Source organism: Streptomyces sp. NBC_00358 (genome assembly GCF_036099295.1).
GTDB lineage: Bacteria > Actinomycetota > Actinomycetes > Streptomycetales > Streptomycetaceae > Streptomyces.
The window spans coordinates 7,435,379-7,449,302 of the sequence record NZ_CP107976.1 but is presented as its reverse complement, the minus strand read 5'-3'; the positions used below and the strand labels follow the sequence as shown (position 1 = coordinate 7,449,302).

Annotated in this window: 12 protein-coding genes; 3 read left to right on the top strand and 9 right to left on the bottom strand. The window is 73.3% G+C overall.

The features are described from left to right. Positions 1–83 precede the first annotated feature (83 nt). The 5 genes from OHT01_RS31805 to infC form a co-directional block, all read right to left on the bottom strand. Positions 84–1,259: a sensor histidine kinase gene (locus OHT01_RS31805; RefSeq protein WP_328556545.1), complete on the bottom strand. Its 1,176-nt coding sequence runs from the start codon at positions 1,257–1,259 to the stop codon at positions 84–86. Between the two features lie 53 nt (positions 1,260–1,312). Further along, the gene (locus OHT01_RS31800; RefSeq protein ID WP_328556544.1) at positions 1,313–2,173 is read right to left on the bottom strand and encodes a TrmH family RNA methyltransferase; all 861 of its coding nucleotides are present in this window, start codon (positions 2,171–2,173) and stop codon (positions 1,313–1,315) included. 242 nt (positions 2,174–2,415) lie between these two features. After that, entirely contained in the window at positions 2,416–2,799 is a 384-nt protein-coding gene (gene rplT, locus OHT01_RS31795) for a 50S ribosomal protein L20 (protein ID WP_007457565.1), read from the bottom strand. A gap of 94 nt (positions 2,800–2,893) precedes the next feature. After that, positions 2,894–3,088 carry a 50S ribosomal protein L35 gene (gene rpmI / locus OHT01_RS31790; RefSeq protein ID WP_006374321.1) on the bottom strand — a complete coding sequence of 65 codons (195 nt, stop codon included), beginning with the start codon at positions 3,086–3,088 and terminating at the stop codon, positions 2,894–2,896. A 106-nt stretch (positions 3,089–3,194) separates the two neighbouring features. After that, positions 3,195–3,956: a translation initiation factor IF-3 gene (gene infC / locus OHT01_RS31785; protein ID WP_328558342.1), complete on the bottom strand. Its 762-nt coding sequence runs from the start codon at positions 3,954–3,956 to the stop codon at positions 3,195–3,197. A 447-nt stretch (positions 3,957–4,403) separates the two neighbouring features. Here infC and OHT01_RS31780 point away from each other — a divergent pair, with 447 nt between their 5' ends. Next, positions 4,404–4,760 (top strand): DUF1844 domain-containing protein, encoded by a 357-nt coding sequence (locus OHT01_RS31780; RefSeq protein ID WP_328556543.1) that lies wholly within the window; start codon positions 4,404–4,406, stop codon positions 4,758–4,760. Positions 4,761–4,814: 54 nt separating this feature from the next. Here the strand turns inward: OHT01_RS31780 and OHT01_RS31775 are convergent, their stop codons facing one another. Then, positions 4,815–5,546: an SseB family protein gene (locus tag OHT01_RS31775; protein ID WP_328556542.1), complete on the bottom strand. Its 732-nt coding sequence runs from the start codon at positions 5,544–5,546 to the stop codon at positions 4,815–4,817. Between the two features lie 149 nt (positions 5,547–5,695). On the opposite strand from OHT01_RS31775, the gene OHT01_RS31770 reads away from it, so the two are divergent. Beyond that, the gene (locus tag OHT01_RS31770) at positions 5,696–6,658 is read left to right on the top strand and encodes a serine hydrolase (protein ID WP_328556541.1); all 963 of its coding nucleotides are present in this window, start codon (positions 5,696–5,698) and stop codon (positions 6,656–6,658) included. A gap of 75 nt (positions 6,659–6,733) precedes the next feature. Here OHT01_RS31770 and mycP read toward each other — a convergent pair whose 3' ends face one another. After that, entirely contained in the window at positions 6,734–7,927 is a 1,194-nt protein-coding gene (gene mycP / locus OHT01_RS31765; protein ID WP_328558341.1) for a type VII secretion-associated serine protease mycosin, read from the bottom strand. 389 nt (positions 7,928–8,316) lie between these two features. Then, positions 8,317–9,249 carry a hypothetical protein gene (locus tag OHT01_RS31760; RefSeq protein ID WP_328556540.1) on the bottom strand — a complete coding sequence of 311 codons (933 nt, stop codon included), beginning with the start codon at positions 9,247–9,249 and terminating at the stop codon, positions 8,317–8,319. Positions 9,250–11,721: 2,472 nt separating this feature from the next. On the opposite strand from OHT01_RS31760, the gene OHT01_RS31755 reads away from it, so the two are divergent. Continuing rightward, the gene (locus tag OHT01_RS31755) at positions 11,722–12,924 is read left to right on the top strand and encodes an amino acid deaminase/aldolase (RefSeq protein ID WP_328556539.1); all 1,203 of its coding nucleotides are present in this window, start codon (positions 11,722–11,724) and stop codon (positions 12,922–12,924) included. Between the two features lie 69 nt (positions 12,925–12,993). Here OHT01_RS31755 and OHT01_RS31750 read toward each other — a convergent pair whose 3' ends face one another. Beyond that, on the bottom strand, positions 12,994–13,908 hold the full coding sequence (locus tag OHT01_RS31750; RefSeq protein ID WP_328556538.1) for a DUF2510 domain-containing protein: 915 nt from the start codon (positions 13,906–13,908) through the stop codon (positions 12,994–12,996). Positions 13,909–13,924 lie beyond the last annotated feature (16 nt).

Genomic DNA, 13,924 nt, shown 5'->3' with positions numbered 1-13,924 from the left:
TCTAACGGGGGTGGGGGCCTGCCCAGGACTGGGCGTCCTCGCGGTGCTCCCGTGCGGATGAGCCCGTGGGGGCCGCTGCGGCGTTACAGGAGATACGCCGGGGTGCCCACGGGCAACGTAAATCGGAACTCCGCTCCCCCGCCGGGGGCGCGGCCGACCGTGATGGTGCCGCCGTGGGCTTCGACGATGCCCTTGACGATGTAGAGCCCGAGACCGGTGCCGCCGCGCTTGCTGCCCCGCCAGAAGCGGGTGAAGACGCGGTTCATGGACTCCTCCGGGATTCCGGTGCCCTCGTCGCTCACGGTGACCGACGTGGTGGCACTCGCCGCGCCCTCGTCCTCCGCCCGCTCACGCGGGGAGACCGAGGGTGCCACGTCAATGGTGACGGTTCCCTCGCCGTGCCGCACCGCATTTTCGATCAGGTTGCTGAGCACCTGGTCGACCTTGTCGGGGTCGGCCCAGAGGGCGGGCAGCGGCTGCTCGATGCGCAGCAGGAATCGGTCGGCGGGCTGGCCCGAGGCGACGTACGCCTGGATGTGCCGGCCGACCGCGGCGCCGATGTCGACGGGCTGGCGGCGCAGTTCGAGGCGCCCGGAGTCGATGCGGGAGATGTCGAGGAGCTCGGCGATGAGCCGGGTGACGCGGTTCGCGTCGGCGTCGACGGTCTCCAGCATCAGTTTCTTCTGGTCGTCGGTGAAGCGTTCCCACTTGGCGAGCAGGGTCGCCGTGAAGCCCTTGACGGAGGTGAGCGGCGAGCGCAGTTCGTGGGCGACCGTGGCGATCAGCTCGGCGTGGCTGCGCTCGGTGCGGCGGCGGGCCTCGGTGTCGCGCAGGCAGACGACGACCCGGCGGACGGGTCCGGTGGGCCTGGTGCGCACATAGCGGGCGGAGACGAGGACCTCATGGCCGCCGGGGAGCAGCAGATTGCGCTCGGGCTGGCTGTTGCGGATGGCGAGTCCGCCGTAGGGGTCGGTCATCTGCCACCAGCGGCGGCCTTCCAGGTCTTCGAGGGGGAGCGCCGATTCGAGCCGCCGGCCGAGGGCGTCGGCGGCGGGGACGGCGGTGATCCGGGCGGCGGCGGCGTTGAAGCAGATGACCCGGCCGTCCTCGTCGGCGACGACGATCCCGTCGGGCAGGTCGTCGGGGTCTATCCCCAGACCGGGACCGGCTCCGGCGGTGTCATCGTGCGGGGACGCGGATGTGCCGCGCACGTCCCGTGCTCGCACCGCGCTCTGGGCACCGCCCGTGCCGACGCTCATCCCCGTACCCCACCTCTCGTCCGACGCAGAGGGCCCCCGAGCCCGTCACCCTACTAGCTGTCGGTCACGGAACGGCACCCTGTGGAGGCGCGCTGTGCACGGGCTGACGCGTAGAGACATACGGCCGCGGCCGTGGCCAGGTTCAGGCTCTCGGCCTTTCCGTGGATCGGAACGCGCACGACCGCGTCGGCCAGCGCGCGGGTCTCCTCCGGGAGCCCCCAGGCCTCGTTGCCGAACACCCAGGCGGTGGGGCCGCCCATGGTCCCCTTGTCGAGCTCGTCGTCGAGGTCGTCCTGGCCCGCGCCGTCGGCGGCGAGGATGCGGACGCCCGCTTCCTTGAGTCCGGCCACGGCCTGCTCGACGGGCACACCGACGGCGACGGGCAGATGGAACAGGGACCCGACGGAGGCCCGTACGGCCTTGGGGTTGTAGAGGTCGACGGACGCGTCGGTGAGGACGACGGCGTCGGCGCCCGCGGCGTCCGCGCAACGCAGCACGGTCCCGGCGTTGCCGGGGTCGCGGACGTGCGCGAGGACGGCGACGAGCTGGGGCCCGGCCCTGAGGATCTCCTCGAAGGGGGTGTCGAGGAAGCGGCAGATCCCGACGACGCCCTGCGGGGTGACCGTGGTGGAGATGTCGGCGATGACCTGCTCGTCGGCGAGGTGCACGCGGGCGCCGGCCCGGCGGGCTTCGCCGATGATGTCGGCGTAGCGCTCCGCGGCTTCGACGGTGGAGAAGAGCTCCACGAGGGTGGCGGTGCCGTGGGCGCGATGGGCGGCGGCCTCGCGGACGGCCTGCGGCCCCTCGGCGAGGAACAGCCGGTCCTTGCCCCGGAAGTTCCGCCTGGCGAGCCGCCGGGCGGCCAGGACACGCGGCGAGCGCGGGGAGATCAGCTCGGGGGCGGCGGGGGGCATGTTCTGGTTCACCTTCGATATCCGGGGGCGCCTGCGACCCCCTGGGGACGCGGGCCCGTGTCGATCTGCGGCTGCGCCGCGACGGGGGTCCCCCTGTTCGAGCGGAGCCGAGACTTCGGGGGAGCGATCAGCCCCCGACGGCCGGCACCCGAACGGACAGCCTCAGCGGGCCTCAGCAGCAAAGGACCCGCAGGCCGAAACCTGCGGGTCCTTTCGTCACATCGGCTGAAGCCGGCGCAGCGTCACGCGGCCTTCGGCGCGTTGACGTCCGACGGCAGGGCCTTCTGCGCGACCTCGACGAGCGCGGCGAACGCGTTGGCGTCGTTGACGGCCAGCTCCGCGAGGATCTTGCGGTCCACCTCGATGTTGGCGGCCTTCAGACCCTGGATGAGGCGGTTGTACGTCATGCCGTTCTGGCGGGCCGCAGCGTTGATGCGCTGGATCCACAGCTGACGGAAGTCGCCCTTGCGCTTCTTGCGGTCGTTGTAGTTGTAGACCAGCGAGTGGGTGACCTGCTCCTTGGCCTTGCGGTACAGGCGCGAACGCTGGCCGCGGTAGCCCTTGGCCGCCTCGAGGATCGCCCGGCGCTTCTTGTGTGCGTTTACTGCCCGCTTGACGCGTGCCACTTTTAACTCCTTGTAGCGGGGCCGTGGTTGGACTCACACGACCCGAAATCGATGGGGTCCCGGATTCAGACGTGCGGCGCTGGGCGCCGGTACGTCACTTGCCGAGAAGCTTCTTGATCTTCGCGGCGTCGCCCGGGGCCATCTCGGCGGTGCCGGTGAGACGACGCGTCACGCGGGACGACTTGTGCTCGAGCAGGTGGCGCTTGCCGGCGCGCTCACGGAGCACCTTGCCGGAGCCGGTGATCTTGAAGCGCTTGCTGGCACCGCTGTGCGACTTGTTCTTCGGCATAGCGCCGTTCTCTCCTCGTCAGTGGCGTTCCGGTGCCCGGTCGCTGGACCGGGCACGGTGGAACGTCATATGTATGGATTGCCATCCCGGGGCATGCGCCCTGGGATCAGGCCTCGGCGGATGCCTCGGCCGGGGCCTCGACGGACTCGGCCTCGGTGGACTCACCCTGGACGGACTCGTCCTCGGTGATCTCGTCCTCGGTGATCTCGTCCTCGGTGAGCTCACCGTCGGCGATGTCATCGTCTGCGGCGTTCTGCGAACGACCCGGGTTGGCCTTCGCTTCCGCCTTGCGAGCCGCCTGAGCCTCACGGGCTTCGGCCATCGCCTCGGTCTTCTTCTTGTGCGGACCGAGAACCATGATCATGTTTCGGCCGTCCTGCTTCGGGTTCGACTCGATGAACCCGAGATCCTCGACATCCGTGGCGAGACGCTGCAGCAGTCGGTAGCCGAGCTCCGGCCTGGACTGCTCGCGACCACGGAACATGATCGTGATCTTGACCTTGTCGCCCTGCTTGAGGAACCGGACGACGTGACCCTTTTTGGTGTCGTAGTCGTGCGGGTCGATCTTCGGCCGGAGCTTCATTTCCTTGATGACCGTGTGCGCCTGGTTCTTGCGCGCCTCACGGGCCTTCATGGCCGACTCGTACTTGAACTTCCCGTAGTCCATGAGCTTGCAGACGGGCGGGCGAGCACTCGCCGCCACCTCGACCAGGTCGAGGTCGTACTCCTGAGCAAGCTCAAGGGCCTTGGCAAGCGGAACAATCCCGACCTGCTCGCCGCTGGGACCGACAAGTCGCACTTCGGGAACGCGAATCCGGTCGTTGATGCGGGGCTCGGTGCTGATGGATCCTCCTCGGTAGCACCACACGGCGGTCTGGCGGACAGCCGCGTATGTCTCTGATGACAATGGGACCAACCACCGTGGCACATGAAAAATGCCCCGGACGGGACACAGGCGGGGCTCCATGGCAACCGGAGCACCGCCGCGTCAACCGCGGGGCGCGAATTCGGGCGACTCCACCGTCCGTACGGAACGGTGGGGGCCGCCTGACCGGGTGACCCGCCGTCCCGGAGGACAGTCGGGTGGGAGATCGGAGCCTCCACTTGTGGGCCGAGCACATACGTGTCCGACCGGTCGTTACACAAGGTTAGCAGTTCCGCCGGGTACGCGCTAACCGGCGGACTCCTCACCGCCGCCCACGCGGCGGACGGCCCGGGCGACCGGTCCGGCACAGAACCGCCGCGGACCAGCCGCGGACCCGCGGCGAGGCTCCCGCGGGCGGGGGTGCGCGCGCCGGGGCCTATCGTGTGGGGCATGAGTGACACCCCTCCCCAGAACCCCGACTACGACACCATGACCCGCGACATCGCCGAGGTCCCCGCGGTCGAGGTCATCGTGACGGTCGCCGTCAACCTGATGAGCGCAGCCGCCGTGAAGCTCGGTCTCACCGAGGAGGGCGACGCCTACAAGGACCTGGACGAGGCGCGCAAGCTGGTCACCGCGCTCGCCGGGCTGCTCGACGCGAGCACCACCGAGATCAGCTCCTTCCACGCGGCGCCGCTGCGTGACGGTCTGAAGTCGCTCCAGCTCGCGTTCCGCGAGGCCTCGCTCGTCCCGGACGAGCCGGGCCACGGCCCCGGCGAGAAGTACACGGGCCCCGTCTACGGCTGACCCGCGACCTCACGTCGTACGGACGCGGCCCCGCCCGTGTCCGTACCGGCGCAGCTACCCGCGTACGTACAGGGGCTCGCCCGGAGGCGTCGCCTCGGCCGGCAGAAGTGCCAGGTCGAGGCCGCGCACCAGGCGGGCCCTCAGTGTTTCGTCGGCGGCGAGACGCCGGGCCACCGCGCGGGCGGTCTCGGCGGGGACGGCCGACGGGTCGAGCACCAGGGCGAGGGTGCCGTCCGCCGGCCCCGGGCCGAGATGGGCGCGGACCACCAGCGGCTCGGCGGCGACCGCGGCCCGTACGGCCCCGACCACGGCCGGGTCGGCGAGCGGGTCGGCGGTGGTACGTCCCTCGGCGAGCGCGAGCAGCGCGGATCCGGTGAGCTGGAAGGACACGGGCCCGGCCAGGTCCAGCACGATCGTGTCGGCCTTCTCGTGCGCCGCGGCCTCCAGGACCTGCGGCAGACGTACGGCGACGGGGCGGGCCTCGGGGTCCCAGCGGGCCAGCGAGTCCGTGGACGTGAAGGCGGGCAGGGCCGTACGGTCGCCGGCCTTGAGCGTGGGCACCGCCATGTCACTGGTCTTCTCGCGGCGCAGCCCGTTCGCGTCCTCCTCGACCTCTCCGAGGATCGCCACGACGGGCACGAGCAGCCGGGCACCCGTGAGTGCCTCCAGGACGGGCGGCACGGAGGTGCGGTCCGCGGACCACGCCGCGAGGGCAGCGCTCAGCCGGGGGTCGGCGGAGCCGTCGTCGTCGGAGAAGCCGGAGTCGGGAATGTTCTTGTTCGCCACGGTCCCCGACCCTATCGGGGGGATGCTGCTGCGCTTGTGCGGCCCTCGAAACCCGGAGTTGACGGAACTCATGAGTTTCTCAGTCTTCCCTGACACACCTCTAACACGCGTCTAACCGCGGGCACAGCCCAGCCGTCGAGCATCACCGGATGGACCGTCACAGAGCACGCGGGCGTCGCGCCCGGCCCTCCCGACGCAAGCCACTCCTCTATATCGCGGTGGCCTCCGCCGTCCTCGTCGGAGTCACGGCGGCCGGCACGGTGTACATGAAGGCACAGGCGCACGACGGCACGGCCGTCGTATCGTCGGCGGCGCCGGCATCTCCCTCTTCGTCGCCGGCCGTGAGCGAGGAGGCGTCGGTGGAACCCGTGGCGGAGCCCTCGGTGGACCGGGCCGCGCTGCTCGCGAAGGCGCTGAGGTCGGTGAAGGTGGCGGCCGACGCGAAGACCTCGGTCGCCGTCCTCGACGTCGACTCCGGCGAGAGCGCCGCCTATGGTGACGCCGCCTTCGACACCGCGAGCATCGTCAAGGTGAACATCCTGGCCGCGCTGCTGCTCCAGGCGCAGGACGCGGACCGGCATCTCACCGCGCGGGAGAAGACGTACGCCACCGCGATGATCGAGCACAGCGACAACGCGTCGGCGACCGCGCTGTGGGCCGCGATCGGCCGGGCCGACGGCCTGGACGCCGCGAACAAGCGCTTCGGCCTGACGCACACGCAGGGCGGCGACGGCGAGCTGTGGGGGCTGACCCAGACCACGGCGAGCGATCAACTGACCTTGCTGCGCCAGGTGTTCGGGGAGGACTCGAAGCTGAGCGGAACCTCCCGGTCCTACCTCCAGGGCCTCATGGGCGAGATCGAGACCGACCAGCGGTGGGGGGTGTCGGCCGCGGCCGACGGTTCCCGATGGGCCCTGAAGAACGGCTGGTTGGCGCGCAGCACGACCGGACTGTGGGACATCAACAGCATCGGACGGATCTCGGCCGACGGCCACGACTACCTGGTGGCGGCCCTGTCGAACGGGAACTCCACGCAGGCGAAGGGCATTTCACTGGTGGAAGCGGTGTCGAAGGCCGCACTGTCCGCGTTCCAGGACTCGGCCGAGGACTGAGAGGCGAGGGCGGAAACGCCGAGGTCTGAGAGGCGAGGGCGGGTACCCGGTGGGCGCTCCGAACTCCGGTCCTGGTCAGGGCCGCCGGTCGAACGGGTGCGGGCTTCTGCGGCCGCGCCAGAGGAACACGGCCGCCCCGAGCAGGGCCAGGCCCAGGACGCCCGCGAGGGGTCCGGCCCAGTCGGCCGGACCGCTGTCGTCGCCGTGGGTGTCGGGGCCGGTGCCGAAGTACTTCTGGCCGTATGCCGCCGGCTTGAGGCCCTCGGCCTTGAGCTTTCCGGCCGCCGTGATGGCGGCGGCCGGGTCGATGAAGCCGAAGCCGCGGGAGTCGTCGCGGCCCCCGGAGGGAACGTTGCGGGCGGTGTCCTCCAGCAACTGCTTGATCTGGGCCGGGGACAGACCCGGGTGGGCGGCCTCGATGAGCGCGACCGCGCCGGAGACGAACGCGGACGCGGCGCTGGTGCCCCAGCCCTCGTAGTAGCGGTCGTCCGGGTCCGCGATGACCACATCGACGCCCGGGGCGCTGACGGTGGCGTACCAGCGGCGGGTGGAGAAGGAGGCGTGGGTTCCGTAGCGGTCGACGGCGGTCGCGGCGATGACGCCGGGGTAGGCGGCGGGGTACGAGATGTGGTCGCCCTTCTCACCGCCGTTGCCGGCCGAGGCGACGACGACGACGCCCTTCTTCAGCGCGTACTGGACGGCTTCGTCCTCGGCGGGCTCCGGGTGGGCGGACTTGGAGTCGTCGCCGAGGGAGAGGTTGATGACGTCGGCCCCGTGGTCGGTGGCCCAGCGGATGCCGTCCGCGAGGGCGTTGCCCCGGGTGTTACGGGCCTTGGCGCGGGCCGGGTCGCCGTCTTCGAGGATCACGCGGACGGGCAGGATCTTCGCCTGCGGGGCGATCCCCATGACACCGTCGGCGTGCCCCGCCCCGTGGCCGTGTCCGGCGATGATGCCCGCCATGGCGGTGCCGTGCCGGGCCCAGGCCCGGTCACCGCGGCTCGCGCCGAAACCGACCATGTCCTTTTCGGCGAGCACGTTGCCCGCGAGGTCCGGGTGCCGGGAGTCGACGCCGGTGTCGAGGACGGCGACGGTGATGCCCCTGCCCTTGGTCGTACGCCACGCCTGCTGCGTGTGCATCGCGTCGAGGCCCCACTGCTGGGCCCGTATGCCGTCGGCGTGCGCGGCGGTCGAGGGCACCAGGGCGAGGGAGGCGGCGAGAACGGCGGCGAGGGCGCCGGACCTGCGCGAGAGCCGGGGCCCGCGGAACACCGGGGCCGCGCCCAGGCGGCCGACGCGATCACCGCCGTCAGCGGACCCGGCGGTGGCGCCGACGGTCGCGGTGACGGTGGCAGTGGCGGTCGCGGTCTCGGCGGTCTCGGCGGTCTCGGCGGTCTCGGCGGTCTCGGCGGTCTCGGCGGTCTCGGCGGTCTCGGCGGTCTCGGCGGTGCGGAACGACAAGGCCGTGCCGATCGGTCCGGGCCTGCGGAACAGCCGGCTCACGCCGATCGGTCCGGCCGGCCGGCTCCGCTCGGCCGGGACGCTCGCCACGGCTGCGCCGGTGTTCCCGGGCACGGCGGGGTGCCCGGCCCCGGCGGTCGCTTCGGGCGGGCGGGGCGGACGGGTCCGCTGCGTACGGCTGACGGGGGCGGCCTTGCGGGTCATGACGGCTTCTCCGTGGCCGAGGTGACGGTCTTGCGGAGCCCTCGCTCGACCCGGTCTGCGAGGCCCTGTGCCTCATGGCCGAGGCCCGCCTGGGCCGGGGCCGTGGTCGAGTCCGGCTTCATCGCTTCGGCGGCGGGCTCCGGAGTGGCGACCGCGCGCCCGTCGGCGAAGCCGGAGACGGCGTAGACGACGACGGGAGCGTCCGTCAGGACCGACTCGGTCCAGGAGGCGCGCTGCGCCTTGCCGAAGCCCGCGGAGTCGGTGCCCTTCGCCGCGTAGGGGCGCGGCATGAGGTCGGCACGCCGGTCCAGGCCCTCCTTGCGGAAGCGTGCCTTCAGGGAGGTCATGCCCGCGGCGTCCGCCTTCGTGAACAGCAGGCCGACGGTGGTGACATGACTCCGGGTGGCGTCCACGTAGGTGGCACGCAGCAGCCGCAGGCAGCCGACGGGGGCGAGGGCCTGGCGCAGCAGCGGATCGAAGGCGTCCTTGCAGCCGGTGTCCGGGGCGACCGCGATCCGGGTCCAGGTGCGGTCGGAACCGCCGGGGCCCGCCCCGTCGCCGCGCACGGTCGGCGGGAACAACTGGTTCACGGGGACGCTGTGCCAGAGCTCTCCGGCCGCCGTGAAGGCGCCGGACGAACCGGGCCCGTCCGCGTTGCCGCCGGTGAGCCAACTTCCGGTCACCGCACCGCCGATGAGTCCGAGTCCGAGCACCACGCAGGCCGCCGCGGTGACGGTACGGGGCCGGGCCCGTCCACGGAACGGGCGCGTGCGCCCGGTGTCGCCGCCGTATGTCTCGGGCTCGGCGAACGACACGAACGGGCGCTGCGCGCCGGGGGCCCTCTCGGCGGGCACGGCCGACGGGGACGGCGTGAGCGGAGCTGCTGCCGGGGAGACGCCGGCGGCCTGCTCCCCCTGGGCGGACCGCATCAGCCGGGCCGCCTCCGCGAGCCCGTCCCCGGAAACGGGGGCAGGCCCTGCCGCTCCGGGCCGCCCCTGGGCCGCGGCCTCGGAGGAACGCGGGGGCACAACGGGCTGAGAGGGCTCGGACGACCGCGAGTTCCCGAAGTCGCGCGAGGGAGCGGACGGCTCCAAGAACTCGGAGGACCACGACCCCTCAAAGGACCGCGAGGGCTGGGAAGTTCGCGGAGGCTCGGTGGCCCGCGGAGGCTCAACGGGCCGGAAGGACTCGGAAGTTCGCGGGGACTCAACGGGCCGCAGGGACTCGGGAGTTCGCGGAGGCTCGGTGGGCTGCGGAGAATCAACGGGCCGCGGGGGTACGGAAGTTCGCGGGGACTCAACAGGCCGCGGGGAACCGGGAGTTCGCGGAGGCTCAACGGGCCGCGGGGGCTCGGACGGGCGTCGCGGCGGGGTGGTGCCCTCCGGCCGGGCGGGGTACGGCGGTCGGGCCGGGCGCTGTGTCCCGACGGGTCGCGACGGTGCGGCGGTGGGCTGCTCCCCATCGGGGCGAGCCGGCTCGGCGGTGGCGGGCGGCGCGTCCGGGAAGCGGGCGGAGGCGGCGGGGGGCGGCGGGGCCGACGAGCCCGGCCGCGCCTCGGGGCGCAGGTGGGGGAAGCGTCGGCCGTCCGGCCGGGACGCCAATGCTGGACCCTGCGGAGCGGGGTCCGGCGCGGAGCGCTCCGAGGCCTCCGACGGCCGGGCCGGGCGCTCCGCGGGGGATGCCGAGGGACCGTGCGGGACGGCTTCCGAGGGCGGGCGCGACTCGGCGGACGGTACCGCCGGACGCTGCGCGGCGGCCGGTGACGTGCCGGCCGAGCCGGACCGCGGCCTGTCGGAGCCCGGCGTACCGGACGGGACCGAACCCGCCGCGGCGGACGAGGCGGACCAGGGCCTGCCGGGCGAGACGGACGCCGGCGCGGCGGGCGAGACCGCCCCCGGCCTGCCGGACACGACTGCCCCCGACCCGCCGGTCGAGCCGATCCCCGGCCCGCCATCCGAGCCGATCCCGGGCCCGTCGGTGGAACCGGTCCCGGGCCCATCGGTCGAACCGATCCCGGGCGCACCGGTCGGGGCAGACCCCGACGTACTCGTCGAGGCACCCCCCGGCACACCGCGCGACGCGGACGTCGGCAGCCCGCCCGGGGCAGACCCCCGCCCACCACCCGAGACCGAGCCGGGCCCACCGGTCGCTACGGACCCTGACGTCGTGCCTGAGGCAGCCCCCCGCGCGGCGGGCGAGTCGAGCCTCTGCGCACCGAGCGCGGCCGACCTCTGCGTACCGGACGGGGCGGACGTCGACCCGCCCGGCACTGCTGCACCCGGCACACCGCGCGATGCTGACGTCGGCCTGCCGGACGAGGCGGGCCCCCGTGTGCCGGACGGGCCCGACTCCGGGGCGCCCGCCGACGCGGGCCCCGGCGTGCGGAGCGACGTCGGCCCGGGTCCGGAGGGCGAGGCGGACCTAGGTGCGCCTGGCGTGCCGGCTGTTTCGGCTGTTTCGGCTGTTTCTGCCGAGGTGTCGAAGAAGTCGAAGGAACGCGGCGGCGAAGGCACCCGCGAGGCGTGTACGGGTCCCGGCGCGGAAATCAGCCCGGAGGTCGGTGGCGAAGCCGGTGGGGAAAACCGCGGGAAGTCCGGCGCCGAGCCGGGCGCGGGCGGGGTTTTCGGGGCGGAAGCGGGGGCGGAACCGTCGCCGAAGGGGCGGGACCCTCCTTCAGCGGCGGGCCGCCCGGTCGGTGAACCGGACCACTCCCGCGCCGACGGCGGCCCGACGGGCTGCGGCGGCACGGACGGAGCCGCGCCACGGGGCGGGTTCCCGGGGCGCGGCGGGAACGCCGGGGCACGGTCGGACGCGGGGTGTCCGGACCCGGACGGGGAAACCGGTGGGTTCGGCGGAGGATCCTCGGCGGACCAGTCCTCCCCGCCCGCCAGGGTCGGCGCGGGCGAACGAACCGGCTTCGCCGGGGTCGGCCCGCCGGGCGGAGCCGTCCGAGCGGACCGGCCCGGAGCGGCCGAAGTCATGGGAGGGGTCGCAGGGTGCGACGGGACCGCCGGAGGCGGCGGGGTCGGACGTCCGGCCGGAGCCGGTGGGGTCGGCTGCGCCGACGGGGCCTCGGCAGGCGACGGGGTGGGGCCCGGGGTGTTCGAGGCACGCCGCGCTTCCGTACTCATGCACCCCCCGTTTCCTCGTACCGGGCTGTCGGCCGCCCCGGAACTCGGCGAACCGTCTCTCGTGCGCGGAAGGGGCCCGCCACGGGCACGCATACCCGCGCCGGTGGACCGTCACCCCGGGCAGGGCCCGCCGGGGCAAGGTCGTTCCTCCCTGCGTCCGCGTCACTCTACGGGTTGACGCGCGTCCGGCGGGAACCAGTACGAGCCGCCGGGGCATCTGCCCGGAACGTCCCCCTACCCTGCGGTAATGGAGTCTGGCAGGCTTCGGCCATGACTGCCCGTGCCGCCGACAGGGCCCGCTATGACCGGGCCACCGCTCACCTCGACGCCCCCGTCGCGATCGTGGATCTGGAGGCCTTCGACGCGAACGCGGACGACCTCGTCCGCCGGGCCGGCGGCAAGCCGATCCGTGTCGCCAGCAAGTCCGTCCGCTGCCGCACCCTCCTCGAACGCGTCCTCGCCCGGGACGGCTTCGCGGGGATCATGTCCTTCACCCTCGCCGAGTCGCTGTGGCTGGCCAGGTCCGGATTCGACGACATCCTGCTCGCCTACCCGTCCGCCGACCGCAAGGCCTACGCCGAGCTGACCGGCGACCCCAAGCTGGCCGCCGCGGTGACCGTGATGGTCGACGACCCGGCGCAGCTCCGTCTCATCGACGAGGCACGCCAGGGCGGCACCGAGGTCGTGCGGGTCTGCCTGGAACTGGACACCTCGCTCAAGCTGTTCGGCGGCCGGGTCCGGGTCGGCGCGCTGCGTTCGCCGCTGCACTCCGCCGCCCAGGTCGCGGAGATGGCCCGTGCCGTCAAGCGCGCGCCGGGCTTCAAGCTGGTGGGGATCATGGCGTACGAGGGCCACATCGCGGGCGTCGGCGACGCCATATCGGGTCGGCCCCTGCGCTCGCGTGCCGTACGGCTGATGCAGGCCACCGCCCGCAAGGAGCTGGCCCAGCGGCGCGCGGACGTGGTCCGGGCGGTCAGGGCCATCGAGCCGGACCTCGAGTTCGTCAACGGCGGCGGCACCGGAAGCGTCCAGCACACGGCCGCCGAGGACGCGGTCACCGAGATCGCGGCCGGGTCGGGGCTCTATGTGCCGAGGCTCTTCGACAACTACACGTCCTTCAGCGGACGCCCCGCCGCGCTGTTCGCCCAGCCGGTCGTGCGCCGGCCGGGCGTGGGTGTGGTGACCGTGCTGGGCGGCGGATATCCCGCGTCCGGAGCCGCGGGCGCCGACCGGCTGCCCGTCCCGTATCTGCCGGAGGGGCTGTCGTACGACCCCCAGGAGGGTCCCGGCGAGGTGCAGACCCCGCTGCTGGGCTCCCCGGCGGACGATCTGCTCATCGGCGACAAGGTGTGGTTCCGGCACGCGAAGGCCGGTGAGCTGTGCGAGCGGTTCGACACCCTTCACCTGGTCGAGGGCGACACGGTCACCGCCGCCGTCCCGACCTATCGCGGCGAGGGTCACACCTTCCTCTGATCCGCCGGGGCTTCCCGCGCCCCTACGCGTGCGGCCGGGTCACCGGACACCCGGCCGCCACGGGACCGTTCACTTCGACGGTCCGATGCTGCTGCCCACACCGCCACCGCCGGCCTTCTCGCCGACCGACCGGATCCCCCGGGTGATCCGGTCCATGTCGGACAGCGGCGGTCCGTCGCCACCGGCGTCGAAGGCGAAACGCACGATGACCGGGGACTGCGAGCCCACGCTGGACGGGAAGGCCAGCGACTCGACGTATCCCCCGGGCCCCACGCCCGTCGTGACCTTCCAGCGCACGAGGTATCCGGCGCGCCCGGCGACGGCGACCGAGCCGGCCTTCACCAGCCGGTGGGAGGTGACACCCCGGTAGGGGCGGCTGCCGACGAGGTCGTGGCCGTACGAGCTGTCGGAGGCGTCCTTGATGTCCCCCTCGGCCAGGGCCTTGGGGGACGTCTCGTCGGTGGCCGTCGCCGTGCGCGAGGTGACCCGGCCGTGCCGGCACAGACCGGGGTCGCCCGGACAGTCGTAGGTGCCCGGGGTCGTCAGCACCGTGTCGTGGTCGACGACGTACTGCGGCCGTGCCCAGCCGTCGAGGACCGGAAAGGTGACGCCGTCGAGCTCGTCGACGACGACGGAGGGATCGCCGGCCGACGGCGAGGGCCCGGCCGATGACGGTGCCGGGCCGTCGGCCGCCGTCGGGGACGCGACGGCTGGGGTGGTCCGTGCCGCGGACCCGTCACCGCTGTCGTGGCCGCGCAGCAGCACGGCGCCCGTGACGATCGCGGCGACGAGGACGACGCCGGCGGTCCCGAGAGCGACGGCCTTGGCCCGGCCGGAGCCGCCGGGTGACGGGGGCCGGACGAGGGGCTCCGGGGGTGTCTCGGGCTGACGCCGGTGGTCGGTCCACGCGGTCCCGTCCCACCAGCGCTCGACGAGCGGGTACGACGGGTCCCGGTACCAGCCGGGCGGAGGCGTCATGCTCATCCCGGCACTCTAGGAC